The sequence below is a fragment of the Qipengyuania sp. JB2-7 genome (assembly GCF_055693485.1).
The window spans coordinates 1,929,210-1,953,022 of record NZ_CM146335.1; the positions used below are offsets into that span (position 1 = coordinate 1,929,210).

General features: G+C 55.8%; 23 protein-coding genes, 1 tRNA gene and 1 pseudogene. 4 read left to right on the top strand and 21 right to left on the bottom strand.

The window, feature by feature from the left end; all coding sequences use genetic code 11:
* Positions 1-3: 3 nt before the first annotated feature.
* Entirely contained in the window at positions 4-1,068 is a 1,065-nt protein-coding gene (locus ACZ1GM_RS09660; protein ID WP_472676276.1) for a DUF475 domain-containing protein, read from the top strand.
* On the opposite strand, the gene ACZ1GM_RS09665 is transcribed toward ACZ1GM_RS09660, so the two are convergent.
* From ACZ1GM_RS09665 to ACZ1GM_RS09695, 7 genes are all read right to left on the bottom strand, one after another.
* Positions 1,065-2,030, bottom strand: coding sequence for a bile acid:sodium symporter family protein (locus ACZ1GM_RS09665; RefSeq protein ID WP_472676277.1), 966 nt, complete (start codon positions 2,028-2,030; stop codon positions 1,065-1,067). The two genes, ACZ1GM_RS09660 and ACZ1GM_RS09665, sit on opposite strands and share 4 nt — an antisense overlap.
* 17 nt (positions 2,031-2,047) lie before the next feature.
* Positions 2,048-3,847, bottom strand: coding sequence for a tetratricopeptide repeat protein (locus ACZ1GM_RS09670; protein WP_472676278.1), 1,800 nt, complete (start codon positions 3,845-3,847; stop codon positions 2,048-2,050).
* Positions 3,831-5,198, bottom strand: coding sequence for a PEP-CTERM-box response regulator transcription factor (gene prsR / locus ACZ1GM_RS09675; protein ID WP_472676279.1), 1,368 nt, complete (start codon positions 5,196-5,198; stop codon positions 3,831-3,833). Before prsR ends, ACZ1GM_RS09670 begins: the two co-directional genes overlap by 17 nt.
* Positions 5,198-7,312: an XrtA/PEP-CTERM system histidine kinase PrsK gene (prsK, locus tag ACZ1GM_RS09680; RefSeq protein WP_472676280.1), complete on the bottom strand. Its 2,115-nt coding sequence runs from the start codon at positions 7,310-7,312 to the stop codon at positions 5,198-5,200. Before prsK ends, prsR begins: the two co-directional genes overlap by 1 nt.
* A 2-nt stretch (positions 7,313-7,314) precedes the next feature.
* The gene (locus ACZ1GM_RS09685) at positions 7,315-8,700 is read right to left on the bottom strand and encodes a TIGR03013 family XrtA/PEP-CTERM system glycosyltransferase (protein ID WP_472676281.1); all 1,386 of its coding nucleotides are present in this window, start codon (positions 8,698-8,700) and stop codon (positions 7,315-7,317) included.
* Positions 8,701-8,857: 157 nt separating this feature from the next.
* Positions 8,858-9,397: a short-chain fatty acyl-CoA regulator family protein gene (locus tag ACZ1GM_RS09690; protein WP_472676282.1), complete on the bottom strand. Its 540-nt coding sequence runs from the start codon at positions 9,395-9,397 to the stop codon at positions 8,858-8,860.
* A complete protein-coding gene (locus ACZ1GM_RS09695) occupies positions 9,300-10,172 on the bottom strand; it encodes a helix-turn-helix domain-containing protein (protein WP_472676283.1) in 873 nt (290 codons plus the stop codon). The genes ACZ1GM_RS09690 and ACZ1GM_RS09695 overlap by 98 nt, the downstream gene beginning before the upstream one ends.
* Positions 10,173-10,344: 172 nt before the next feature.
* Between ACZ1GM_RS09695 and ACZ1GM_RS09700 the strand changes: the two genes are divergently transcribed.
* Complete coding sequence (locus ACZ1GM_RS09700; protein WP_472676284.1) at positions 10,345-11,943, top strand: isocitrate lyase; 1,599 nt, start codon at positions 10,345-10,347, stop codon at positions 11,941-11,943.
* Between the two features lie 80 nt (positions 11,944-12,023).
* Positions 12,024-12,200, top strand: coding sequence for a hypothetical protein (locus tag ACZ1GM_RS09705; RefSeq protein WP_472676285.1), 177 nt, complete (start codon positions 12,024-12,026; stop codon positions 12,198-12,200).
* A 193-nt stretch (positions 12,201-12,393) separates the two neighbouring features.
* Here the strand turns inward: ACZ1GM_RS09705 and ACZ1GM_RS09710 are convergent, their stop codons facing one another.
* The 8 genes from ACZ1GM_RS09710 to efp form a co-directional block, all read right to left on the bottom strand.
* Complete coding sequence (locus tag ACZ1GM_RS09710; RefSeq protein ID WP_472676286.1) at positions 12,394-13,719, bottom strand: amidohydrolase; 1,326 nt, start codon at positions 13,717-13,719, stop codon at positions 12,394-12,396.
* A 50-nt stretch (positions 13,720-13,769) separates the two neighbouring features.
* Entirely contained in the window at positions 13,770-14,825 is a 1,056-nt protein-coding gene (locus ACZ1GM_RS09715) for an SLC13 family permease (RefSeq protein ID WP_472676287.1), read from the bottom strand.
* Positions 14,825-15,574 (bottom strand): SLC13 family permease, encoded by a 750-nt coding sequence (locus ACZ1GM_RS09720; RefSeq protein ID WP_472676288.1) that lies wholly within the window; start codon positions 15,572-15,574, stop codon positions 14,825-14,827. Before ACZ1GM_RS09720 ends, ACZ1GM_RS09715 begins: the two co-directional genes overlap by 1 nt.
* A 62-nt stretch (positions 15,575-15,636) precedes the next feature.
* Positions 15,637-15,849, bottom strand: coding sequence for a hypothetical protein (locus ACZ1GM_RS09725; protein WP_472676289.1), 213 nt, complete (start codon positions 15,847-15,849; stop codon positions 15,637-15,639).
* A gap of 11 nt (positions 15,850-15,860) precedes the next feature.
* On the bottom strand, positions 15,861-16,250 hold the full coding sequence (locus tag ACZ1GM_RS09730; protein WP_472676290.1) for a hypothetical protein: 390 nt from the start codon (positions 16,248-16,250) through the stop codon (positions 15,861-15,863).
* Positions 16,251-16,367: 117 nt separating this feature from the next.
* A tRNA-Leu gene (locus ACZ1GM_RS09735) sits at positions 16,368-16,452 on the bottom strand.
* Between the two features lie 132 nt (positions 16,453-16,584).
* Positions 16,585-17,403, bottom strand: a complete 819-nt coding sequence (locus ACZ1GM_RS09740) for an inositol monophosphatase family protein (protein ID WP_472676291.1) — start codon at positions 17,401-17,403, stop codon at positions 16,585-16,587.
* Positions 17,404-17,409: 6 nt separating this feature from the next.
* Positions 17,410-17,973 (bottom strand): elongation factor P, encoded by a 564-nt coding sequence (gene efp / locus ACZ1GM_RS09745; protein WP_472676292.1) that lies wholly within the window; start codon positions 17,971-17,973, stop codon positions 17,410-17,412.
* A gap of 178 nt (positions 17,974-18,151) precedes the next feature.
* Here efp and ACZ1GM_RS09750 point away from each other — a divergent pair, with 178 nt between their 5' ends.
* Positions 18,152-18,517: an elongation factor P gene (locus ACZ1GM_RS09750; protein WP_472676293.1), complete on the top strand. Its 366-nt coding sequence runs from the start codon at positions 18,152-18,154 to the stop codon at positions 18,515-18,517.
* On the opposite strand, the gene ACZ1GM_RS09755 is transcribed toward ACZ1GM_RS09750, so the two are convergent.
* From ACZ1GM_RS09755 to gap, 6 genes and pseudogenes are all read right to left on the bottom strand, one after another.
* The gene (locus tag ACZ1GM_RS09755; RefSeq protein ID WP_472676294.1) at positions 18,514-19,236 is read right to left on the bottom strand and encodes a M23 family metallopeptidase; all 723 of its coding nucleotides are present in this window, start codon (positions 19,234-19,236) and stop codon (positions 18,514-18,516) included. The genes ACZ1GM_RS09750 and ACZ1GM_RS09755 overlap by 4 nt on opposite strands.
* Positions 19,233-19,862 (bottom strand): thiamine phosphate synthase, encoded by a 630-nt coding sequence (gene thiE, locus ACZ1GM_RS09760; RefSeq protein WP_472676295.1) that lies wholly within the window; start codon positions 19,860-19,862, stop codon positions 19,233-19,235. The genes ACZ1GM_RS09755 and thiE overlap by 4 nt, the downstream gene beginning before the upstream one ends.
* A gap of 41 nt (positions 19,863-19,903) precedes the next feature.
* Complete coding sequence (locus ACZ1GM_RS09765; RefSeq protein WP_472676296.1) at positions 19,904-20,791, bottom strand: fructose bisphosphate aldolase; 888 nt, start codon at positions 20,789-20,791, stop codon at positions 19,904-19,906.
* Between the two features lie 155 nt (positions 20,792-20,946).
* On the bottom strand, positions 20,947-21,585 hold the full coding sequence (locus tag ACZ1GM_RS09770) for a 2OG-Fe(II) oxygenase family protein (RefSeq protein ID WP_472676297.1): 639 nt from the start codon (positions 21,583-21,585) through the stop codon (positions 20,947-20,949).
* A 6-nt stretch (positions 21,586-21,591) separates the two neighbouring features.
* On the bottom strand, positions 21,592-22,791 hold the full coding sequence (locus ACZ1GM_RS09775; RefSeq protein ID WP_472678537.1) for a phosphoglycerate kinase: 1,200 nt from the start codon (positions 22,789-22,791) through the stop codon (positions 21,592-21,594).
* A gap of 10 nt (positions 22,792-22,801) precedes the next feature.
* Positions 22,802-23,811, bottom strand: a pseudogene (gene gap / locus ACZ1GM_RS09780) (type I glyceraldehyde-3-phosphate dehydrogenase).
* Positions 23,812-23,813: the final 2 nt, after the last annotated feature.

Below are 23,813 nucleotides of genomic sequence, written 5' to 3' on the forward strand. Positions count from 1 at the left end.
TCCATGCAAACTCTGCTGCGTTACTACACGTTTTCGCTGATCTTCACCGCAATCTGCTTTGGCCTTGCTGCGTGGTACGGTTGGGCCAGCACTGGCTCTCTCACCGCCACGCTGAGCATCCTCTGGATTGTCATTGTGCTCTCGATTCTGGAGGTCTCGCTCAGCTTCGATAATGCCGTGGTGAATGCCACCGTGTTGCGCGATATGGACCCGGTTTGGCAGCAACGCTTCCTGACTATCGGTATACTCATCGCAGTGTTTGGGATGCGGATCGTGTTTCCGATAGCAATCGTCGCTATCGCGGCCAATCTCGGTCCGCTCGAAGCCATCAATCTCTCGCTCAATGATCCCAAACGCTATGAAGAGATAGTCTCGGGCGCGCATATCGGCATTGCCGGTTTTGGCGGTGCCTTTCTGGCCATGGTTGGTCTCACCTTCTTCTTCGACAGCGATAAGGACGTACACTGGATCGGCGCACTTGAGCGCACCATCAATCGTTTCAGCAGCGTGCCAGCGGTCGAGATCGGACTGGTTCTCTTGCTCGTGTATGGCGTCTCGACTCTGCTGCCCGATGAGGATGCGCTGACCTTTCTTACCGCAGCGCTGCTTGGCGTATTGACGTATATCGCAGTGCATGCGCTCGGTGCCTTGATCGAACAGCGCGAGGCGCGCAAGAAAGCCGCTGGCGAGATCGTCAAATCCGGCCTCGGTGGATTTTTGTATCTCGAGGTGTTGGACGCAAGCTTTAGCTTTGATGGCGTGATCGGTGCCTTCGCGCTGTCGAACAATATGATCATCATCGCACTAGGCCTGTCGGTGGGTGCTATGTTCGTGCGTTCGATGACAATTCATTTGGTCCGCACCGGCACATTGGCCCAGTATCGTTATCTTGAGCATGGCGCGTTTTGGGCGATTATCGTATTGGGCGTGATTATGTTGGTATCCGCCAAGTACCATATCCCTGAGACGATTACCGGCTTAATGGGTGCGGTCCTTATCGGTCTCTCGCTTTGGTGGTCAGTGCGGCATACCCGCCGCAACCCTGAGGATGCTGCGGTTGAGGCTTAGTCCTTTTGCTGCCTGAAATGTGCGGCCAAAGGCGCCGCCAATAGCAGCTGTAACAAGTGATAAAGCAGCAATGGCGCAATCACGAAGCCCGCAACGTCAGGTGCGAACATGATCGCGGCGAGAGGAGCACCGATAGCCACGCTCTTCTGCGCAGCTGCAAACAGGAACGCAATACGATCACCGCGCGGATAGCCAAGCACCCCGCTTGCTAGCCACGCTCCAACATTAGCAAGCAACATAAATGCTGTGGTCAGCACTGCGAAGAACAGCCACCCGCCGCCGTCAGTCATATCCCGCAAGCCCTGCTCAACGGCACCAGAAAACGCGACATAAACGAGAATGCCGATGACAATTCGGTCAAGCCAAACGACGGTGTCTTTGCGGTCCACTACCCAATCGCGGAAGTAGCCCTGAACAGCTTGGCCAATCGCAAATGGAAGAATTAGGATCAAACCAATGCGCCCGATCACTTCACTGCCGATCTGTGCGCTCTCACCACCAGCGAGAAGAGCGAATATCGGTGCGGTGACGAAAACACCCAGAATATTGATCAATGCTGCGCCAACCACAGAAAGAGCGGCATTGCCCTCGGCCAATGTCGTGTAGCTTGTGGCCGACTGGATAGTAGACGGCAGACATCCCAAAAATAGAAATCCCAGCGCCAATCGCGGATCGAGTTGAAACGCTGCGATGTGCGAAACACCAAGACCCGCGACCGCCATCACGCCGAACACCCAGAGAGATAGCGGCAGAAAGAAGCGCCAATTAACAAAGCCGCACAGAATCTCTCCGCGCGCTATGCGAATGCCGTTGACCAGAAAGAGAATAAAGATCGAAACGTTTGCGATCTGTTGCGCGGTGATCCGCGCCTCACCCACCGCAGGCAGAATGTTCGCCATCAGCGTTGCAAAGAGCAACACTGCAATCATTGGGTCAGAAAATTTGGACAGTATCGCGCGCATTGGCCGCACGCCCTGCCCTAGCGCGGCGCAAGTCGCAATGCAGCAAGCTTAGTTTCCATCCGCTGTTTGATGACTGGGTCATCACTTGCTTTCATCAACACTGTGATCGACGGGGGATGCAGCGGCTTCAATCGATAAGCCTTCCATGCATAAGATAGCGCCTCATCACGCCTCCCAAGCCGCCGGGCCGCCTCACTACGCAACGCAACAGCATCAGGTGCTCTACCGATGCCAGAAGCCATAGCGACATCCAACATTGCGGCTGCTTTTTCCCAGTCACCTCGACCCGCCAGAACACGCGCATACAGACCAGCAGCTTCAGCAGATCGGCCTCCGTCGGAGAGGTATTGCCTGAGAACCCCATCCGCCGCGCGTTGATCGCCAGAAGCGATGTGTGCAATCATCTTGCGCCGAGTAAGCGGCCAGCTTGTGCGGATGCGCCCTGCTTGCCGATATGCCGCCAACGCTGCTGATGCGTTCCCACTCGCCAAGCGAGCATCGCCGAGCAGGCTGAGCGCGTCCCCTGATCCAGGGAACGAGTTGGCGAAACGCTGCGCGCGCTCCTGCGCCGCTGATGCAAAGCCCGGCGCTATCAATGCGCGTACAAGATCACGTGTTGTTCTGCCATCCTCACCGCGAACGATGTCCAACGACTCGCGTGGGATCGAACTTGGCAATGGCACCAGAATCACTTGTGTCTGCCGCGCAGCTTGATCCAACATTCGCGCGGCCTTTTGTCGCTCATCCAAGGCTTCATAGGCTCTAGCCACCGTTGCCTTGAGGTAGGCCGACTCTTCGGGTTGCTTCGCTGTCTCGGCGAAACGCGCGATCAATTCTTGCTCTGCACCGCCGACCAGCAAAGCGCGCATAAGCAAGCGGCGAACAACTCGGTTATCCGGTTGATCGGCGTGAAGCTGGTCGAAAATTTGTGCCGCACTGGCAAAGTTCTCCTCCTCCATTTCGAGGATACCCGCCAGCAATTGACCCGCCGGTCGATCCTGTTCGGCTTTAGGTGCTCGTAGCAATAGGCTGCGCGCCAGATCGAGCTTTCCAGAGCGCGCAGCGATCACCGCCTGAAGAAAGTGGATACGCGGCGCCTCGGGCGCGATTTTCGCAACCTTACGAATGGCGACCAAGCCATCCTGTATGCGCCCGGCCTCGATCAGAGTGGCGGCATAATCAGTCAACAACGCGGTGTCGTCAGATGCGATCTCCAAGGCATCCTCGAACATCGCTAGGCTGGGAATCGCCCCATCCGCATCGCGGACAAGCTGTGCACGAAAATGCAGCGCCACGGGATCCCGCGGGCCCAATCGCAGAGCCTCTTCCGCCGCCTCGATTGCCTGTAATTGTTCACCGCCCTGATAGCGCAAGCGACCTATATCAACCCATAGCGAAGGCACCTGTGCATCGATATCGAGCGCGCGATTAAAGGCAGTGCCACTTGCCGGAAGGTTACCCTCGCGCAGTTCCAGCCGCCCGAGCAATTGGAAACCATATCCAGCGGTAGCTTCTGAAAATTCCCCGGGGCCAAGCCATTTGCGCGCCTCTGCCAAATCGCCTTGGGCTAGGCCGGCCTCTCCCAGATATGCAGCAAGGTCAGGCAGCGAAGCGCCGCTTTCCAACATTTGATTGAGTATCGTCTCTGCTCGCTCGCCATCACCTTGCGCAAGCGCAGTCTGCGCAGCTTCGAGCGGCGGTTGATCTGTTTCAGAATTTGCAGTGAAAGATGAGCAGCCGGTTAGCAGACCAAGCGATAACGCGCTGGCCAGCATCGCCTTTTGCAATGGCCCCCGTCGATCACGGTTGCAGATCATATTGCTTAAGCAGATCGTACAGTGTTGGCCGACTGATACCGAGCAGCTTCGCCGTGTTAGAGATGTTTCCTTCGCTACGCGCCAGAGCTTGACGGATCATCTTGCGATCTGATTGCTCACGCGCACTCTTGAGGTTCAAGGCTGAGCCAAGCTTTTCCTCGTCCATATCGCCAAGATCTAAGTCATCGGCAGACACCAGCTTACCATCAGCCATGATAACCGCCCGCTTCACGCGGTTCTCAAGTTCACGCACATTGCCCGGCCATGTCCACCCATCGATCGCTGCCAACGCGTCGGGCGCAAGTCCCGTGACCTTCGGGTTCATTTCCTTCGCAAATCGAGCAAGAAACGCTTTGGCCAAGAGTACGGCGTCCCCAGGACGTTCGGCCAATGTTGGAATGCGTATCACAATCTCTGCAAGGCGATAAAAGAGATCTTCGCGAAACGAGCCCTCGGTGATCATCGCCTCGAGATTCTGGTGGGTTGCACACACAATGCGCGTGTCAACCTCGATGGGTTTTCGCCCGCCGATCCGTTCAACCACACGTTCTTGCAGAAAGCGTAAGAGTTTTACCTGCAAAGGTAACGGAATATCGCCGACCTCGTCCAGAAACAGCGTTCCCCCGTCGGCCATTTCGATCTTGCCCGGCGTCGTTTTGACTGCGCCAGTGAACGCGCCCTTCTCGTGACCGAACAATTCGCTCTCAAGCAAGTTTTCTGGGATCGCTGCGCAATTAATGGCAACGAATGGCTTCTCGCGCCTGCTGCTCTCGTCATGAACGCCTCGGGCCAACAGCTCCTTGCCAGTCCCACTCGCGCCGAGCAGCATAACTGACACATTGGTGTTAGCCACCCGCTCAATCGTTCGCGCGACTTTTGTCATTTCAGGCGCAGCCGTGATCATGCTGCCCAGAACGGTCTGATCTTCCCCAGACTTTTCAGCCAATTGTCGATTTTCGTTTTCGATCTGATGCAGCTGAAAGGCACGCTGAACAATCAGGCCCAACGCCTCGATATCCACCGGCTTCTGATAGAAATCATACGCCCCTCGCTCGATCGCTTGAAGGGCGCTTTCACGCGCGCCGTGGCCAGAGGCAACGATCACCTTTGTATCGGGTTTCAGTTCCATGATTGCATCGAGCACCGCAAAACCTTCGCTTGTCCCGTCCGGGTCAGGCGGCAACCCAAGGTCGAGGGTAACTACTGCAGGAACGTCGGCGCGCAGCGAAGCTAACGCAGCTTCGCGGTCGCCAGCTATAACGACATCAAAATCTTCATAAGCCCATTTAAGCTGCGCCTGAAGGCCTTCGTCGTCTTCGACAATCAGCAGTTTTGGCTTTGCATCAGCCATTACGCGGCCTCACTTTCAGGGTTCTTATTCATGTTTGCGCGCCCTTCGATGAGCTTCGCAGCTGCGCTTAAAGGCAGACTGACTTCAAACCGGCTGCCCAAGCCTTCTTGAGATTCCACGCTTAAGCGTCCGCCCATACCTCGGATCATTGTGCGTGCCTCGTATGCACCAATACCAAATCCGCCGTCTTTGGAGGAGCTGAAAGGGCGGAACAATTCGTTGCGCACGAAGGAGGCGCTCATCCCCTCACCCTGATCGACAATGGATATTGCGCCGCGAAGACCAGTATTGGACACATGAACTTCAACCGCACCGTCTTCGTCACTCGCATCCAACGCGTTTTGCACCAGATGCGCCAAGGCCTGTTGCAAGCCCTCTCTCTCGCCGATAACGACACAAGAGCCTTCCGATTGCACCGTGACCCGCTCGCTAGCTGCAAATCCATCGGCCAGCGTCCGCGCCATTTTGGCAAGATCGATCTCCGTCAGCTCTTCCGAACCCGGCGTGTTGTAGCGTCCCAGACGTATGAGCATTGTGTTGAGCTTGTCGGCGCTGTTGCGCAACGTCACCAACATATCTTTGCGGAATTCGGGATTGTCAGCATGTCGCTCAGCATTGCGCAGAAGCAACGACATCTGGCTCGACAGGTTCTTGATATCATGCAGCACGAAAGCCATGCGACGGTTGAATTCGTCAAACTGACTCGCTTCATTCAGGGCGTTTTGCCCCGCTTGCTCAGCCAGATAACTCGCAACCTGCTGACCAGCGACCGCAAGTAGATCGAAGTCCTCCCAGTCCAGTGGGCGTGCAACATCTGGCTTAGCCAAAACGATTAGCCCCACCATCGTGCCATGATGTAGCAGTGGGACGGCAGCCCAAAGTTGAGGATCATCCCGCAACCATTCGGGCAGATGTCGTATCTCATCGTAGTGGGCAACGTCGCTACGCACCTCGCTAAAGTCTAGGATCAGTTGTTCCTGTTCGAAAATCTTGACCAGCGGTCCGGGCAAGCCGTCTGCTGGCACTGAGGCCTGGTTCCACTGCCAACGCGCGGCCAAATCAAAACAACCATCCTCATCGCGCAGCAGCAACAAACCGGCCTGACATCCGGTTATGTCGGCGAGCGACTGAATCGCGCGTTCGTGCAGACTGTCCTTGCTATCATTGCTTCGACCGATTGTGTGGGTGAAGCGGATCCATTCATTGCGATAATCATAGCGATGCTTGAACAGATGTTTGAGCGCTTCAACCCTTAGCCAACGGCGAAGCCTTTCCGAAGGCAACCACAATACGGCCATAGCCGCGCCGCAAAACAAGAAGCTGACTTGCACAATGCGACCAAGATCACCGGAGAACCTCCCAGCCAATTCAGCAATGACAAACAGCGCCACCAGATAAACAGCGATAAGGCCAAGCGACAATGATTGAAACGCGACCGCACGCGAAGGTCTAAATTCAAGATTGGCCGAAGCGTGTGTCGATCCCATCGCCACACACAGGCTAGTGAAAACGATCACGATGGCCTGAATAGCGACAAGTTCAACCGTGCTTTCACCAAGAAGATAGAACACAAAATTCGCGTTTAAGCTCCAGCCCCAGAACAGCGCGAGGCCAATCGATGTCCATGTCAGTAGCTTGCGCGAAGTGCTGGCAGCGCCGGCATAGAGGTTATGAATGAGCGAAAGCGCCCCGACCGCCACAAGGACTTTGAACAAAGAGAGTGTCTCGAAAATGAGCTCTTGAGAATCAGCGCCAAAGACATCCTGCAGATACAGCACAACAAGCGGGACCTGCAGCATCTGCACAAAGGCGAGAACCAGTAAGACGGGCCGGATAACGCGAATGCTCTCGTCGCGCCCGTCATTGCCAAACAGGCGGAACAGCACAAAAAGCCAAGCGAGAGTGGTCGCAATCATGCTCATGCTAGCCAGTGGATTATTATAGCCGAGCGATGCGGCGCACAGGCTCCATACGCCCGTCAACGCCAAGGCAAACAAGGTTGCGGGACGATCAGTCCGGGCCCGGGCGCCTTTGCTGACGATCCAGAGCCCCGCCAAAGTACAAGCTATAGCTGCAAAGCCAAAGGCCAGAAATGCAATTATCCCTTCGAACATGGCTACCGCGCCCCCTCGGGCCACAGAATCACACGTAGCGTCTGCAACAGGATCACGACGTCGAGGAAGATCGAATAGTTCTTCGCGTAGTAGAGATCGTATTCGAGCTTCTGACGAGAATCGTCAAATGATGCGCCGTATGGAAAATTGATCTGCGCCCAACCGGTAATTCCAGGCTTCACCATGTGCCGTTCATCATAGTACGGCAGCTCTTTTCCAAGCGAAGTCACGAACTGTGGGCGCTCTGGGCGCGGGCCGACAAAGCTCATATCGCCTTTCAAAACATTCCATAGCTGGGGTAATTCATCAATCCGCACAAGCCGAATAAACTTGCCAACGCGCGTCACTCGCGGATCATTTTTCTGCGCAAATTGCGCGCCTTCTTTCTCTGCCTCATTGGTCATTGAGCGCAGTTTGAGGACATCGAAAGTAGAGCCGAAAAGGCCCACGCGCTCTTGACGATAGATTACTGGCCCCGCGCTTTCGATGCGAATTAACAAAGCGAACAGCAGGACCAACGGCCATGTCAACGCCATGATCAGCAAACTGACAGTTACGTCGAACACGCGCTTGAACACGCTGGATATCGCACGACCTGAAGAAAACCCGTCTGAAAAAATCAGCCAGCTCGGGTTGAGCGTGTCCAGGTCAACACGGCCAGTTTCCCGTTCGAGAAAGCTGGAAAACTCGCAAACGTCGATGCCTTTGGTTTTAACCCGCAACAGATCCTTCAGCGGGAGCGCATTGCGACGCTCTTCCATCGCGAGTACGACCTCTCGCGCGCCGCGCCGCTCCACATAACCGCCAAGATCAGCAATCGAAGATCGCGGCATCGCATCAATGATCTGTGAAGGGCCGTCGCCCATTTTGACGAAAGCGGTGACGATAAAGCTACTCTGTTTGCGCAGCGAAAGTTCATAAAGACGCTGAGCTCGTCGTCCCGCTCCGAGAATCAAGACTTTCCTCTGAAATGTTGAGGTACCCAGCAAAGGCCCCAGTAGTGCGCGGTTCGCGACAAGAAAAATAACTGTCAGCCCCATCGCGTAAAGCAAGATCGACCGCCAGATTATGTCGCCTTCGACGGCGAGATCGAGCACTGACAGAAAAATCACGCCCAGGCTAATAGCAACCAAGATGCGTGCGGTGGCATATCTGACTGATCGCAGGCTTTCGGGACTATACCCACCGACCGCAATCAGCGCAGCACCACAGGCGATCGTGAATGTGAGGATTGGGACGATCCGCTCAAGGATTGGGCCGGTCGAGGAATCGATCTGATTGACGCGCAAATGCCAAGCGATTTCGCCCGCTAACATGAGCAGAACAAAGTCCACGCATGCAAGCAACACCACGGCATGCGGGATGTAATGCTTGAAAAGACGAATCATTCAGGTGTTTCCAACCTTTCCTTGGTAAGGATCGGATTAACACGCCGAAGGTGAATTGTCGGTAAACTTTACAGTAATTTCAATCAGGTCATCGCTGGAAAAATGTAAAGCGTCGCAACACCTTACCTATTTCGTGACCGTTTCGATGCGATCAGTATCATCCGATTGGCGACAGACACTCAGGTTGTTCGCAGCGTGTGCATAGTGCCATGAGGTTAGTCGCGTCTTGCGGCGCTAGTGACACGCGGTCGCTGGCCTGAACGCTTTCGGCCAGTCTCGCCTCAATCCCAAGCACAACCGTCGTTCGCGCTGCGCAGGCCGTGGAAACTCCCGTTATCGATTTGGCCAAAGTAAACCAGTGCGTTGCTTTAGAGCCGCTGGTACCAACGTGAATTGATTGACAGACATGCTCGCATGGACGCTCGAAGGCACGATGAATGAGCCACGCAGGATAGTGTGGCTGACTATGCAGGAAGAACGCACCGCTGGCGCCAACCCTAACTTGACCGAACCGACCGGCGCGATCCAACTGTGCCGCAAAGAAAGGCAGACCGCGCTGCCCCACCCGTTGCAAAGTGGTCAGCCGATTGCAGAGGTGATCAAAACCCACGCCAAAGCGCTTTTGCAGCACGTCGAGATCGTAGTTGGTGGCCTCGCAAGCACGCAGGAAACGTACCGTAAGGCATGATAATCGCATCAGCGAAATAGCGCACGAGATGGTCAATAAAGGCGCCGCGCAGCTGATCATCTTCAAACCGTGAACCCGCTGCGAAATCTTCAATCAACGGGCGAAATTCCAACAAGGCTATCTGCATCGCGAGCTCAAACGTACGATCTTCAGCGGGCAGCATTTCGGACAACTGCACCTGACGCGCGTGCAGATCGAGCCGTCGTGAGAGTGTGGGCAGGACGTCGCGCGGCAATATCCGCACCGTCAGCTGGTGCCGCTCCCTTAGTCGTTCAGACAGCGCCGCGCCCAATTCGCCGCGAGACAGGCGGATCTCATCGGACAATGCCTCCGCTGCTGTATCAAGGTCGGGGAAATAGCCTTCCCAACGCTCTATCTCGGAACGTAGCATCTCTTCGGGCCTATCAGGCCGATCCTGCAGAGACAGTGAATCCGCGTCATAAAGTCGCGCAAAAGCGGCGGCGATATGCGGTGAGGCTGACAAGAATTCCACGATCTCTTCGCGGTCAATAGACAACCCTTCAAACCTAGGGTCATCAAGGCGACGCGCCAGCCCGTCGACACCGCCAATGGTTGGATCTTCACGTAAAGAAATTGGGTCGAACTCAAACTGGTCGATCAATTCCACCATGACCCGCGCCGAAATCGCCCGCTGATTTCGCTCGATAAGGTTCAGATAGCTGGGTGAAATACCTAGACGCGCCGCCATTGACGCCTGCGTTAATCGTTCACGCTTGCGGACACGGCGGATCGACGCTCCGGCAAAGATTGGATTTTCGCTCATGTCTTGTAAATATATTTACATATTTACACCGTCAAGTCTCCTGATGAGCTTCAAATGACAATTCAATTTGTGCTTTTTGTGGTTTTTTGTGCGTCTGCGAACGATACCGGTAGCAACGAAATCGTGCAGGCCACTTTGGGATCAACGTCGCCTGCTTAACGGGAGTACCGCCATGACATATCAAGCCGGAATCGATGGCTTCGCAAAAACAATCGCCAAAAATGGAGCCCCATGGGATGCAATTGATGCCGAGACCGCTGCACGCATGCAGATTCAAAATCGCTTCCCCACCGGCCTCGACATAGCGAAGTACACAGCCAAGATCATGCGGGCCGATATGGACGCGTATGACGCTGACCCGGCCTCCTACACCCAATCACTTGGCTGCTGGCATGGCTTTATCGCTCAGCAGAAGATGATCTCTATCAAGAAGCATTTTGGCAGTACAAAACAGCGCTACCTCTATCTATCCGGCTGGATGGTCGCCGCGCTTCGTAGCGAGTTTGGCCCGCTGCCGGACCAGTCCATGCACGAAAAGACCAGCGTTCCTGCGCTGATTGAGGAACTCTATACCTTCCTGAAGCAGGCTGACGCGCGCGAGCTGGGCGGTCTGTTCCGTGATCTTGATTCCGCACGTGAGCGTGGTGACCAAATCGAAGCGAAGCGCATTGAAAACGCGATTGAAAATCACGAAACTCATGTGGTTCCGATCATTGCAGATATTGATGCAGGGTTCGGCAATGCAGAGGCAACGTACCTGCTCGCCAAGAAGATGATCGAAGCAGGCGCTTGCGCCTTGCAGATCGAGAACCAGGTTTCCGACGAGAAGCAGTGCGGCCACCAAGACGGCAAGGTTACCGTTCCACATGAGGATTTTCTGCAGAAGATCCGGGCAATCCGCTACGCATTCCTGGAAATGGGCGTTGAGGATGGCATCATCGTTGCCCGCACCGACTCGCTCGGCGCTGGCCTTACAAAACAGATCGCCTTTTCGAAAGAGCCCGGCGATCTCGGCGATCAATACAATGCCTTTCTCGATTGCGATGAAGTTGATCCAGCAGACGTCAAAAACGGTCAGGTTTTTATCAGCCGCGACGGTAAGTTGATTGCGCCGAAGCGCCTGCCATCAAACCTGTTTCAATTCCGCGCTGGCACCGGCGAAGATCGCTGTGTGCTTGATTGCATCACATCGCTTCAGAACGGCGCAGACCTGTTGTGGATCGAGACCGAGAAGCCTCATGTTGAGCAGATCGCCGGCATGGTTGACCGAGTTCGCGAAGTGGTGCCGAATGCAAAGCTGGTTTACAACAATAGCCCAAGCTTCAACTGGACCCTCGCCTTCCGTCAGCAAGTCTTTGACGCATGGCAAGAGGCAGGCAAGGACATCTCGGCATATGACCGCGCTCGATTGATGAGCGAAGAGTATGACGCCACCGAGCTGGCCGTGGAAGCAGATGAAAAGATTCGCACCTTCCAGGCTGACGCTTCGAAGCGTGCTGGTATCTTCCACCACCTCATCACGCTGCCAACGTATCACACGGCTGCGCTGAGCACTGACAACCTCGCCAAGCGTTACTTCGGTGATGAAGGCATGCTGGGCTACGTCAAAAACGTTCAGCGTGAGGAAATTCGCCAAGGCATTGCCTGCGTCAAACACCAGAATATGGCGGGCAGCGACATCGGTGATGATCACAAGGAGGCCTTTGCCGGTGAAGCTGCGCTGAAAGCAGGTGGTGAAGACAATACGATGAACCAATTCGCGGCGGCGTAAAGATCGCTTGGGAGAGAGGCAGCGAGGGGCGACCCAGCCCCTCGCTGAACCTCACAGAAAGAATAGCTAGGAGAGAGGATATGACTACCATGACCAAAGAACCTGGTCGCGCGAGAGCCCTGCTCTCAACAGCCGATATGCGCCAGCTACGACGGGCGCTCGAGAGCCACGCCAAAGCGACAGAAGATCGCGAAGAGCTGGCCAAAATCAACGCGCTGCATCACCGCCTGGGCACATACGCGCCGAGCGGGGAATAGAACGCGGGAACAGTCTCCTGGGGAGGAGAAGCGGTCGTCGGAGCGCCCCAACGCTCCGGCGGCCGTTTAATTTTGAGCGATATGTCTTCGGATCTGGCCACACGCGCCCTCCACCCTTCCGCCCGGATAATGTCCCGTTGAGACTCCGGGTAGGAGGGTGGACGATGCGGATAGCTAAGCGGTCACATAAAAACTACCCACCCGCAGGCGGCATTAAATCGAGTGCCGCAGAGGCCAATCCTTCAGCCCCGGTTGCGACTACCTTCTCTGCATCGGGCGCCCAGAAGGGCGAATGTAGCGATGGCAGAGTTACCTCACCGCGTTGCGCAGCTTCGAATTCTTCCTGAGGCACGCCGCCCACCCAAAAGATAAGCGACTTCACGTCATCAGGCGCGGCGCGCTTAAACTGCCCGAAATCCTCACCGCCCATAACACTGGGAACCTGCAGCACTCGGTCTTCGCCAAACCGCTCGCGGAACCCCGCCATTACAGTTTCAGCAAAGTCAGGATCGTTATATGTCGATGGCGTATAGGGATCCTCAATTTCGATTGTAGGCATCTTGTCTTCCGGCATGCCCGCTGCAATTGCTTCACCACGTGCGATCCGTGCAATCCCATCCAGCAATAGCTTGCGCGATTCATCAGTATAGCTGCGGACAGTCAGTTGGAGCCGTGCCTCATCAGAAATGATGTTGTGCTTGTGGCCTGCATGGAAACTGCCAACAGTCACAACTGCTGGATCGAGTGGTGAGCTTTCGCGGCTGACGAGCGTTTGTAGCTTCATCACAATAGAGCTGGCCAAAACCACTGGGTCTTTGGTTGTGTGCGGATAAGCTCCGTGACCGCCGACCCCAGGAATGGTGATGTCGACACTATCGACATTTGCGAGCGCATAGCCGGGTGAATAGCCGATCATGCCAGCGGGAAACTGCGCCGCATCATGAAACGCAACGACATAGTCCGGACGCGGGAACCGCTCATAGAGCCCATCTTCAAGCATCGCGACGGCGCCAAGCCCCAATTCCTCGGTCGGTTGCAGGATCATCACAAGCGTACCCTGCCACTCATCCTTGCGCTCGCTGAGCAATTGCGCCGCACCGATGAAACCAGCCATATGCGTGTCGTGGCCGCACGCGTGCATCACACCCGTTTCCACTCCGCTGGCAGGCGTTGCAACTTGCTTTGAAGCAAAGGGCAGCCCAGTTTTTTCTACAAGCGGTAAGCCGTCCATATCTGCGCGCAGCATCACCACCGGCCCTTCGCCATTGCGCAGCACCGATACAACACCGGTTTTGCCCACACCCTCCGTTACTTCAAAGCCCATTTCCCGCATCATACCTGCAAGCTTCGCGGCAGTTCGATGCTCTTCAAAACTCAGTTCGGGATGCGCGTGTAAGTCTCGATACAGTTCCATCAGACCTGGCATATTCGCCATAAGGTCATCACGCAGACCGTTCGCCTGTGCGGGAGCCGTTAAGCAGATCGCCATCGCGGCCATGCCTTGTAACAGTGTACGCATGTTCATTCCCCTATCAATCGACGAGCAGAGCCGCCGCCAATTCTCAGACGCTAAAGTCCGTACGTCACCACCAATGTGATGGAGAGCACCGTAACCATTAACACAACCAGCGGAACACCGGTGCGGATGTAGTCTTTAAACTCATACGACCCCTCGGCCATGATTAGCATGTTGGTCTGATACGCAATCGGCGTGGCGTAACACAAATTGCATCCGAACAGGACTGCCAGGATCAAAGGCTCTGGCGGCAAGCCAAGTTGCTGGGCAATGGCGAATGCAATTGGTGTGCCGACCGTAGCTGCGGTGGCATTGGATGCAAAATTGGTGAGCAGCGTAACAAACAACATGATCGCCCCCAGCACGGCTGCTGGGCTGAGATATTGCAGGCCCATCGACAAGACATCGCCGAGCCAAGCCGCAGCTCCGCTTTCCAACACGATCCGGCCAATCGCAATACTGGCCGCAACCAATACGATAACTTTACCCGAAAGCGCTCTGCCCACCCGGTCAAACTTCACGCAGCCAGTGACAAACATCAAAATGGCGCCCGCCAACGCAGAGATCGCAATAGGTAGCAGCCCGATCGACGCCAAGCCGACCGAACCGAGCATGATGCCCGCCGCCAAAACAGCCTTAGAACGCCGGGGGAGTTCTCTCATCCCCTCAAGCGTGAGCAAACTGTCAGCGCGGGCAAATTCACGAAGGTCGTCTGCTACACCCATGACGAGCAGCACATCGCCTTCCGCAATGCGCAGATCGCCTCCCAGACTAAATTGATCTTTGGCACTGCCTAGCAAGCGTTCTGGCCGGTGTATCCCAATGACCGCGACGCCATAAAGATCAGCGATGCCCGAGGTCGGCAAGGTACGATTGATCAGGCGGCTATCTGCAGTGACGGTCATTTCAACAACCGCAATATCCTGCTTAACCTCTTGAGACTGGCGCTGGATCCGGTCGATCACCCAGCTTGGCGCAGCATCGCTCCGCAAAACGCGGATTGCCTCTTCGATGGCTTCATGCGTTCCTGACACACGCAGGCGCTGCTGCGGGCGAAGAAGTCCAGGCGGCACATCATGGAATTCCAAATCTGCTGGCAGACGCGACATCACTTCTGACAATTCGCGGTACCGTTGAGCACGCTGCCTTCGTTGACGCGCAAGCGGGTGACAAAGCGACGGATCGCACCAGCTGTCTCCACCCGATTATCACCGAGCAATCGCGGCATGACCAGCCACAAATAAGGCAACGCGACCAAAGCCGCGACAAGCACAATAGGCGTATAATGGAACACGCTCATTTGAGGCATGCCGAGATCAACCGCGATTGAGACTACAAGAATATTGGTCGACGTACCGATCGTTGTCGCCATCCCACCAATCAGAACAGCGGCATTGAGTGGGATCAATGTCTTTGAGGCGGGCATTGCCCCCTTCGCCGCGAGCCCCACAAAGATCGGCAATAGCAAGACCAGCACCGGCGTGTCATTCACGCCCATGGATAGAAACAGCGCGATTAGCAGCGAAACCAGCAAGCCCAGCTGCAAGTTGATCTTGAACACCCGCTCCAGCAAGCGGGCCGCAGGCTCGAGAGCACCCGTCACCACAAGACCACGCCCCATGATCATCAGCGCGCAAATGGTGATCAGCGCGTAGTGGCCAAACCCTGAGAAAGCGAGTTGCAGACCATCCGTTGGCTGCGTGCCATCAAGTGGGAAGAAATATAGCCCCACCGCTATCACGGCGATGGTCATCAGCGAGATAATCTCAACCGACAACCGCCCGCGTGCAAAGCCTATAAACATAGCGACAGTCACCGCCATGGCCGCCATCGCATGATAGGAAGGTAATTCAAGCATCGTCAGGATCGGGAACTCCCAGACGATGCCATGAATTACAAGCGGTTTTTACAGTTTTGAGCTCAATCCCGAGTCTGTGCGGGCAATAAGAGCAAAAGCAACCCTAGAAAGAAGGTCGCTGCGGTCCCAGCCGCACCGGCGGGTTGGACATTTGCGTTCTCCGCGCCCATGCCCGTCGCCATGGCGTACACATTGACCAAAACGCTGGCGAGACCAGCGAGCGCAGCGAGAACGCCAACGATTTTACCCGCGCCGCCCATATTGCGAAAAGACATCGTGCCCAGGATCACGGTACCGCGAGCCCGAACAGCGCCTTACCGTGGAAGTACAGAAAGAATGCGCCTGCTATCACCGTGCCGAAAACAGCCCCATCTTCTGAACCCATTGCTGGACCAAACTCAGCCAGCCCCATGCCGACCTGAATGACATTGGTTGCCGATCCCAACGCGATAGCGGCGAATGCTCCCGCAGCAATTGGCGAACGCGCTGTGAGTACGAAAGCACTGATGGCTGCGAGTGAGAAGGCGATCGCCTCCCAAGTCCATACCACCATTCTCAGGGCGTCTGAATTTTCAGAACCAGAAACGACAGAGATATAGAATATTTGTGTTGCGACGACGCTTAGCAGCATTGCTGCGAGAAGCGTCTTATGCGTTTTGATAACTGAGTTTTCCATGCTGTCCCCTTTGTCGCTCGCGGTGAAGTTTGCGAGCTATGCTCGCAGCATTCGGTCTTTCTACTGCTGCGGTTACAACAAGGAGGCAAGACGGGTCCAATTTATATTGGAAAAAGGTGGTGCCCCTGGCCGGACTCGAACCGGCACTTCCGTAGAAAAACGATTTTGAATCGTTCGCGTCTACCAATTCCGCCACAGGGGCACTGATGCGGGAGCGCGGCTGTTAGCGGCGTCTTTGTTGTGTTGCAAGCCACCCGCTTCCTCCACCCTTCCACCCGGAGCCTACCGGGACGATATCCGGGTGGAAGGGTGGAGGAAGCGGGTGGCGTGGACTCTATTTCAAAGAGTTCGCGAGAAGTTTGTGCAGCTTAGGATGCAGCGAGTTATTAGCCGCCAGAACCTGCTCAGAATGGATCGGTTGAGAACGGCCACGAAAATCGCTGATAAAGCCACCTGCCTCGCGCACGATCAAACAGCCTGCGGCGGTGTCCCAGTCATTGAGCCCGCTTTCCCAGAACCCATCGAAACGCCCTTGCGCCAGATATGCAAGATCGAGCGACGCAGCGCCAAAACGACGAATGCCCGCCACTTCTGGTCCAATCGCACCGAAAATTCGGCTCCACTCCGCGAAATCACCATGACCCTGAAATGGAATGCCGGTCGCGATCAGCGCTTCGTGCAAGTCGCGGCGCGCCGAAACACGTAAACGAGCATCCATTAGCCACGCTCCGCGTGTTTTCTCAGCCCAATAGGTTTCGTCATTGATCGGATGGTAGATTACCGCAGCCGTGACATCACCCCAACCGCCGCCGCCCAGCTTTGGCTCCTGCACTGCAATCGACACGGCAAAGTGCGGAATTCCGTGCAAAAAATTGCTCGTGCCATCAAGCGGATCGACAATCCAGCGAGGTTTATCTGGATCACCCTCAATGATGCCAGCCTCCTCCATGACAAAGCCCCAATCTGGCCTCGCATGCAGCAGCTCGTCATAGACGGCACGCTCGGCGCGCATGTCCGCTTTCGACACGAAGTCGGCTGGGCCTTTGCGGCTCACCTGCAAATGTTCAACTTCGCCGAAATCCCGGCGCAGGCGATTGCCAGCTTTGCGCGCCGCCTTTTCCATGACGCGCACTAGGCCTGAAAACATCGACATATGTGCTTAGCTCGCTTTTCCGACGTAGGTTTGTTCGTACACGTCGACCACAATTCGTGTGCCGCTGCCGATGTGCGGCGGGACCATAATTCTTACGCCGTTATCGAGCACTGCAGGTTTGTAGCTGGATGAGGCGGTTTGCCCCTTCACCACCGCGTCAGCTTCGACAATCTCAGCCTCAATGTGATTGGGCAACTGCACACTGATGGGCTTTTCTTCCCAAAGCTCCAGCTGCACCTGCATGCCGTCTTGTAAGAACGGTCGCGCATCGCCGAGCAAATCGGACGGTAGATTGATCTGCTCATAGGTATTCTGATCCATGAAGACGAGCATGTCACCATCTTCATAAAGGAACTGATAGTCAGACGTGTCGAGACGCACTTTCTCGACCGTGTCAGCGCTGCGAAAGCGGACATTGGTCTTTCGGCCATCCTGCAGGTTCTTCATCTCGACCTGCATGTAAGCACCGCCCTTACCGGGCTGAGTGTGCTGGATCTTGGCAACTTTCCATATGCCATTTTCGTATTCGATGATGTTGCTGGGACGAATGTCCACGCCGCTCATTTTCATGGGAGGTAGCCTTTGATTTTGGTGTTTGCCGCGCCAATGCGCTGTGCGTAGGTGGTTCGCTTAGCTGAGCGGTACGTGAAGGAGCAAGATGGAGCATTGTATCCCGCGATGCGATCACTCATCTAAGAGTCAGGTAATTGATGCTAGCGCCCTGAGAGATGAGGAGACCGAACTTCCAATGGCCTTAACGAGAATCCTTTTGGTGACCCTCGCCCTTCTCGGGCTCGCCCCTGCCGCGCAGGCTCTGGACCGGCTCAATACACTTGAGCGCGGAAACTATGAATGCGGCCTGCCCGGGTCAGCAGATGGCGACGCATGGGTGGTTGAGAAAGGGCGCGGTTTTTCAATCACCAGCGCCTCTCGATATAAAACGCCTGAGGGACGCGGCGTGTATCTACAGGTTGGCGATGAAGTCGTGTTCTCACGTGGCCCGATGAAGGACAAACGCTTCAAACGACGCGCATCAGGCCTTTTGCAAGAAATGCAGCAAGACGGTTCTCTTGGCCGCCTGCGCTGTCATCGAATAGGACGCTATCGACCTTAGCGCACGTCGGCCCTCGTCAGAAGCGGGTACGGGTTCACAGCGTTGGCAGGTTCCCACCATTCCGCATCGGGCGTAGTTTTCAGAATCGCGAAATGTAGGTGTGGGGTATCATCCGGCGCATTTCCTGTTGCGCCAACCGTGCCCAACCGCTGTCCTCGGCGCACGCGCTGCCCTTGCTTTAACCCTTCTGCATAGCCATCGAGATGCGCATAATAGTGAATGGTCTTGCGATCAGCAGAGCGCACGTAAATCGTATTGCCGCCCGTTTTTGAACGATATATCCGCTCTATCGTGCCCGGCGCGGCCGCGACAACCGACGTTCCAATCGGCGCCATAATGTCAAGCGCTTCATGGAGTGAGCCACCCAGCCCGCCAGAAGCCCGGAACGTGTCGGTGAGATCACCCGGACGCACATTTAGTACGGGCACCAGCAAAGTGCGAACCTCTTCAGCGGTCGGCGCTTGAGCGGCGTCTTGCGCCAGCCCCGCCGCCGCGCTTTCCGTTTGCTGGGTTTGAGGTTCTGCTGGGGCATCGGCAGTATCGCCCTGAGCACCTGTCGGTGATGCCGTCGGACTAGGCGCAGCTTCTGCTGGCCTGGTGACATCCCGTTGGCTCAGCGAACTCGCGTTTTCGATAAGGCTCCCACCCGCCACAATCCAAACCGCACTCGTCAAGGTCGCGGTAATGACAATGGTCAGTAATCGATCTACGAAGGTCATGCCGTCTTCTCCGCGGCTATGATTTCAGCGTAAGCTCTCACAGCCTTTTCTTCATCACCGGACCAGACGCCACCCGATACGGCGAGGAAATCTGCCCCCGCATCGATCAGCGGTTTGGCATTGCCGGGCAAAATCCCGCCAATCGCAACACAGGGTATCTCAAACAGCTGCGACCACCATTCGAGCAGCGCCGTATCCGGACGGACAGCATCGCCCTTATCCTTGGTTTGTGACGGGTAGAATGCGCCGAATGCCACGTAGTCTGCGCCCGATTCACCCGCTTCCATCGCGAGATGTTTGGAAGCATGGCAGGTCACCCCGATTTGCGCATCATGGCCAAGTTGCTCGCGCGCCTCGCGCGGATCGCCATCGCCCTGCCCCAAATGGACGCCGTCCGCCTTCAAACGCTTGGCCAAAGGCACGCTGTCATTAACGATGAAAGCAACATCTTTCGCGGCACAGATTTCTTGCAAAGGTGCCGCGAGCCGTGCGGCCTCATGCTGATCAAGGTCTTTTACCCGAAATTGGAATGCCGCAACCGGCCCAGCCGCAAGCGCGCGCGCAAGCCGGTCGGGAAAGGCACCACTCACATCAAGCGGCGAAATCAGGTAAAGCTGTGACTGCATGTTTGACGCAGTAGCGCCGCAGCGCGTCTGCGCCAAGCCAATCAAACAACTGATGCAGTGCAGATCTTCTCAATCGCTTGGCCCAGCGCACTGTCGAACTCTTGGTCAGATTGGTCCTTACGCAAGTCCTGAAGCAATCCGCGGCTGAAGCTCGCGATCATACCGGGGTTTTTCGCCAGATGCTCGCAAGCCTCATCCGTCGAGTATCCACCTGATAATGCAACCACACGGAGCACATTGGGGTGATTAATAGCTGGCGTGTAAAGCCCCGGTTCAACCGGAATTGACAGCTTAAGCATCACTTGACGCCCCTCCGGTAGAGCATCGAGACCCTTCATGATCTCGGCCAAAAGGATTTGCTCACCTTCCGCGCGATCTGCAGTGGTGATGTCATACTCAGGCTCAAGCATCGGGACGAGGCCCGCATCAGCGATCTGACTGCCGACTTCAAACTGCTGCGCAACAATAGCTGCGATTCCGGTTGCATTTGCGGACTTGATGACAGAGCGCATCTTCGTCCCGAACATGCCTTTGGCGACAGACTTTTCGAGCAGCGCAGGCAGCTTATCGAGCGGCTTCATCAGTTGAACACCGTCAGCTTCGTCAGTAAGCCCCTGATCCACCTTGATAAACGGCACGATGCCGCGCGCTTTCAATGCATCTGCGGTGGATTTTCCATCCACCTCGCCATCCATGGTTTTTTCGAACAGGATCGCGCCGATGACCTTGCCGTTGCCGAAACTTGGTGAAGTGATCACACGGCTGCGCATCTCGTGGATTTTGGCGAACATCTCGTCGTCGCCGTTCCACTCGCCGTCTTCTACGCCATAACCGCGCAGCGCTTTCGGCGTTGATCCCCCACTTTGATCGAGCGCCGCGATGAAGCCTTTGCCTTCAGCCATTTGCCGTTTCATGTCGTCAAAATTCATGGGGATTGGTCCTGCTATTGCTCTGTTTGATTGTGCGTTTTCGCACTGACAAACGGGCTTTAGACATGGCGATTGCAAGCGGCAATCTGACAACGTTGCCACCCCAATCCCGATATTCGTTAGTGATCAAAATGAGACAGGCTTTGATCTGAAAATTACCTTGCCTTGGCAAGCGCGGCGATAAGATTGATAGCTATGGAAATGCGCGTTCCGCTACCTTGAAACGGTCGCACTGAATGCTGCAACCAGCTTGGGAACAACACGATCATGCCGGTTTTCGGACGGATCGGCATCTCATTTTGCTGAACCGAGCCATTCGCATCGCGAATACGCAAATCCGGTGCTGTCATGCGGACCATAGGCATACGCGGATCCATAAGCTGCAACTCACCGCCAAGTGTCGGATCATCGTCGCCGCCATAGCCGTCGTCGATGTAGGCCACCGCAGACCAAAAGCTGCCTGGATGGTAATGGTACTGATTGGCCGATCCCGCTACGCTGACATTCGCCCACATTTCGGGAATCCAGCCATAGCGACTTGTGTCGGGACTCTTGGCGTCCACCGTCAACGCATCGGCCATGGTCATGGCTTTGTAGGCGAGCGCCTTTGCGGCTTCCCCGCCCCAATCGATCATCTGCGTGTTGGAATGCCAGCCATTGATATTGGATATCTGAACCCCAGCACCCTCGCGCTCATGCTCCGCTTCTATTGCAGCACGAAGAACACGGATGCCTTCGTCGCTTTGCAAGGTGTCAACGGCGAACGGGGTAGCGAAAAGCTGGCGCGTTTCCATAATGGCTTAGCCTGCCAGAGCAGCAACTCCGGGCAATTCCTTGCCCTCCATCCATTCCAGGAAGGCGCCACCAGCTGTTGAAATATAGGTGAAATCAGCCGCAACGCCCGCATGGTTGAGCGCAGCAACGGTGTCTCCGCCGCCCGCCACCGACGTCAAAGAGCCGTCTTGTGTGAGCGCGGCTGCGATCTTAGCCAACACCACGGTTGCCGCGTCAAATGGCTCAGTTTCAAACGCACCAAGCGGACCATTGAGTACTAATGTGCGGCAGGTTTTGAGCACGTCACCCAAAGCTTCAACTGCTTGTGGGCCGACGTCGAGGATCATCTCCTCTTCGGCAACCTCGTGGACATTGCAGGTGCGCAAACTTGGCGGGTTCGCGGCAAACTCTTTCGCCACAACCACATCATACGGCAAATGCACCGTGCATCCGGCGTGATCAGCCTTATCCATGATCGCATTCGCCGTGTCGGTCAGATCGTGCTCACACAGCGAGTTTGCGACGTCCACACCGCGCGCGGCGAGGAAGGTGTTAGCCATTCCCCCGCCGATTATCAGGTGCTGGACCTTGCCGACGAGATTTTCGAGAACGGCAAGCTTTGTGGACACTTTCGCGCCGCCTACCACTGCCGCGACTGGCGTTTCTGGCTTAGCCAACGCAGCTTCAAGTGCTTTCAGCTCTCTCTCCATCGCGCGGCCAGCATAAGCAGGCAGGATACGGGCCAAACCTTCGGTGGACGCATGAGCACGGTGAGCAGCCGAAAACGCGTCATTGACATAGAAATCGCCGTGCGCGGCGATTGCCTCCGCAAACTCAGCATCATTGGCCTCCTCACCCGGCCAGAAACGCACATTGTCGAGCAGTCCGATATCGCCATTGCTTAGGATACCAAGGGATTGCTCAACCACTGGCCCGGCAACTTCAGGCACAAACATAATTTCCTTGCAGAGGACTTCCTCAACATCGCCCTGAACCATGCTGGTCGAGAGGACTGAAGAGCGCTTACCGCCTGGGCGCCCGAAATGCGCGAGCAGCAGAACCTTCGCTCCCTTCTCAGACAGTTCCAGAATGGTTGGCTTAACCGCCTCGACGCGCGTTACATCGGTAGCAGAACCACCCTGCATGGGCAGATTCAAGTCAACGCGCACCAGCGCGACTTTGCCAGCTATATCGCCGAGATCATCGAGAGTTTTGAAGCCGGCCATCATCGCCTCCTTAGAGGAACTTTGCCATCACACCGGCTGTGTCGATCATCCGGTTGGAAAAGCCCCATTCATTGTCGTACCAGCTGACCACGCGGGCGAGCTTGCCCTCCATGACAGATGTTTCGAGGCTGTCGATGGTGGAACTGGCCGGATAGTGGTTGAAGTCGCTGCTGACGAGCGGTTGATCTGTGTAATCGAGGACGCCCATCATTGGACCATCGGCGGCCGCCTTAAGCGCTGCGTTCAGCTCCTCTACGGAAGTGTCGCGACCAGGCGTAAATACCAGATCGACTAGCGAAACGTTTGGCGTTGGAACGCGGACGGAGGACCCATCCAGTTTACCAGCAAGCTCTGGTAGAACCAAGCCAACGGCACGCGCAGCGCCAGTTGTGGTTGGGATCATGTTCTGCGCACCGCCGCGAGCACGCCGCATATCGCCGTGCATCTGATCGAGCATGCGCTGGTCATTGGTGTAGCTGTGAATGGTGGTCATAAAACCGCGCTCGATACCAACAGTTTCATGCAACACCTTGGCCATCGGGGAGAGGCAGTTGGTGGTGCAGCTGGCATTTGAAACGATCACATCTTCAGCTGTCAGCGTTTCGTGATTCACGCCATAAACAATTGTTGCAGATACATTTTTCGCAGGAGCGGAGATCAACACCCGCTTTGCGCCAGCCTTCAGATGCGGCTCAGCGGCATCATGCGATTGGAAGAAGCCAGTACATTCCAGAACGATATCAACGCCCTGCTCACCATGCGGCAGGTTACCCGGATCGCGTTCGCTTGTGACCGCGATAGACGCGCCATTGACGATGATGGCCCCATCAGCAACCTCAACTGAGCCTGGAAAGCGGCCATGTGTACTGTCATATTGAAACAGAAGAGCGTTAGATTTGGTATCAGCGAGATCGTTGATCGATACCAATTCAAGGTCGTGATCGTTCCGCTCTAGAATAGCGCGTGCGACAAGGCGTCCGATGCGGTACAGAATCCGTTAATGGCAACCTTCGTGGTCATTG

Excerpts from the sequence above, each read along its gene's own strand:
- ACZ1GM_RS09660 (WP_472676276.1), top strand. The coding sequence starts at position 4 with ATGCAAACTCTGCTGCGTTACTACACGTTTTCGCTGATCTTCACCGCA.
- ACZ1GM_RS09665 (WP_472676277.1), bottom strand. The coding sequence starts at position 2,030 with ATGCGCGCGATACTGTCCAAATTTTCTGACCCAATGATTGCAGTGTTG.
- ACZ1GM_RS09670 (WP_472676278.1), bottom strand. The coding sequence starts at position 3,847 with ATGATCTGCAACCGTGATCGACGGGGGCCATTGCAAAAGGCGATGCTG.
- prsR (WP_472676279.1), bottom strand. The coding sequence starts at position 5,198 with ATGGCTGATGCAAAGCCAAAACTGCTGATTGTCGAAGACGACGAAGGC.
- prsK (WP_472676280.1), bottom strand. The coding sequence starts at position 7,312 with ATGTTCGAAGGGATAATTGCATTTCTGGCCTTTGGCTTTGCAGCTATA.
- ACZ1GM_RS09685 (WP_472676281.1), bottom strand. The coding sequence starts at position 8,700 with ATGATTCGTCTTTTCAAGCATTACATCCCGCATGCCGTGGTGTTGCTT.
- ACZ1GM_RS09690 (WP_472676282.1), bottom strand. The coding sequence starts at position 9,397 with ATGCGATTATCATGCCTTACGGTACGTTTCCTGCGTGCTTGCGAGGCC.
- ACZ1GM_RS09695 (WP_472676283.1), bottom strand. The coding sequence starts at position 10,172 with ATGAGCGAAAATCCAATCTTTGCCGGAGCGTCGATCCGCCGTGTCCGC.
- ACZ1GM_RS09700 (WP_472676284.1), top strand. The coding sequence starts at position 10,345 with ATGACATATCAAGCCGGAATCGATGGCTTCGCAAAAACAATCGCCAAA.
- ACZ1GM_RS09705 (WP_472676285.1), top strand. The coding sequence starts at position 12,024 with ATGACTACCATGACCAAAGAACCTGGTCGCGCGAGAGCCCTGCTCTCA.
- ACZ1GM_RS09710 (WP_472676286.1), bottom strand. The coding sequence starts at position 13,719 with ATGCGTACACTGTTACAAGGCATGGCCGCGATGGCGATCTGCTTAACG.
- ACZ1GM_RS09715 (WP_472676287.1), bottom strand. The coding sequence starts at position 14,825 with ATGTCGCGTCTGCCAGCAGATTTGGAATTCCATGATGTGCCGCCTGGA.
- ACZ1GM_RS09720 (WP_472676288.1), bottom strand. The coding sequence starts at position 15,574 with ATGCTTGAATTACCTTCCTATCATGCGATGGCGGCCATGGCGGTGACT.
- ACZ1GM_RS09725 (WP_472676289.1), bottom strand. The coding sequence starts at position 15,849 with ATGTCTTTTCGCAATATGGGCGGCGCGGGTAAAATCGTTGGCGTTCTC.
- ACZ1GM_RS09730 (WP_472676290.1), bottom strand. The coding sequence starts at position 16,250 with ATGGAAAACTCAGTTATCAAAACGCATAAGACGCTTCTCGCAGCAATG.
- ACZ1GM_RS09740 (WP_472676291.1), bottom strand. The coding sequence starts at position 17,403 with ATGTCGATGTTTTCAGGCCTAGTGCGCGTCATGGAAAAGGCGGCGCGC.
- efp (WP_472676292.1), bottom strand. The coding sequence starts at position 17,973 with ATGAAAATGAGCGGCGTGGACATTCGTCCCAGCAACATCATCGAATAC.
- ACZ1GM_RS09750 (WP_472676293.1), top strand. The coding sequence starts at position 18,152 with ATGGCCTTAACGAGAATCCTTTTGGTGACCCTCGCCCTTCTCGGGCTC.
- ACZ1GM_RS09755 (WP_472676294.1), bottom strand. The coding sequence starts at position 19,236 with ATGACCTTCGTAGATCGATTACTGACCATTGTCATTACCGCGACCTTG.
- thiE (WP_472676295.1), bottom strand. The coding sequence starts at position 19,862 with ATGCAGTCACAGCTTTACCTGATTTCGCCGCTTGATGTGAGTGGTGCC.
- ACZ1GM_RS09765 (WP_472676296.1), bottom strand. The coding sequence starts at position 20,791 with ATGAATTTTGACGACATGAAACGGCAAATGGCTGAAGGCAAAGGCTTC.
- ACZ1GM_RS09770 (WP_472676297.1), bottom strand. The coding sequence starts at position 21,585 with ATGGAAACGCGCCAGCTTTTCGCTACCCCGTTCGCCGTTGACACCTTG.
- ACZ1GM_RS09775 (WP_472678537.1), bottom strand. The coding sequence starts at position 22,791 with ATGGCCGGCTTCAAAACTCTCGATGATCTCGGCGATATAGCTGGCAAA.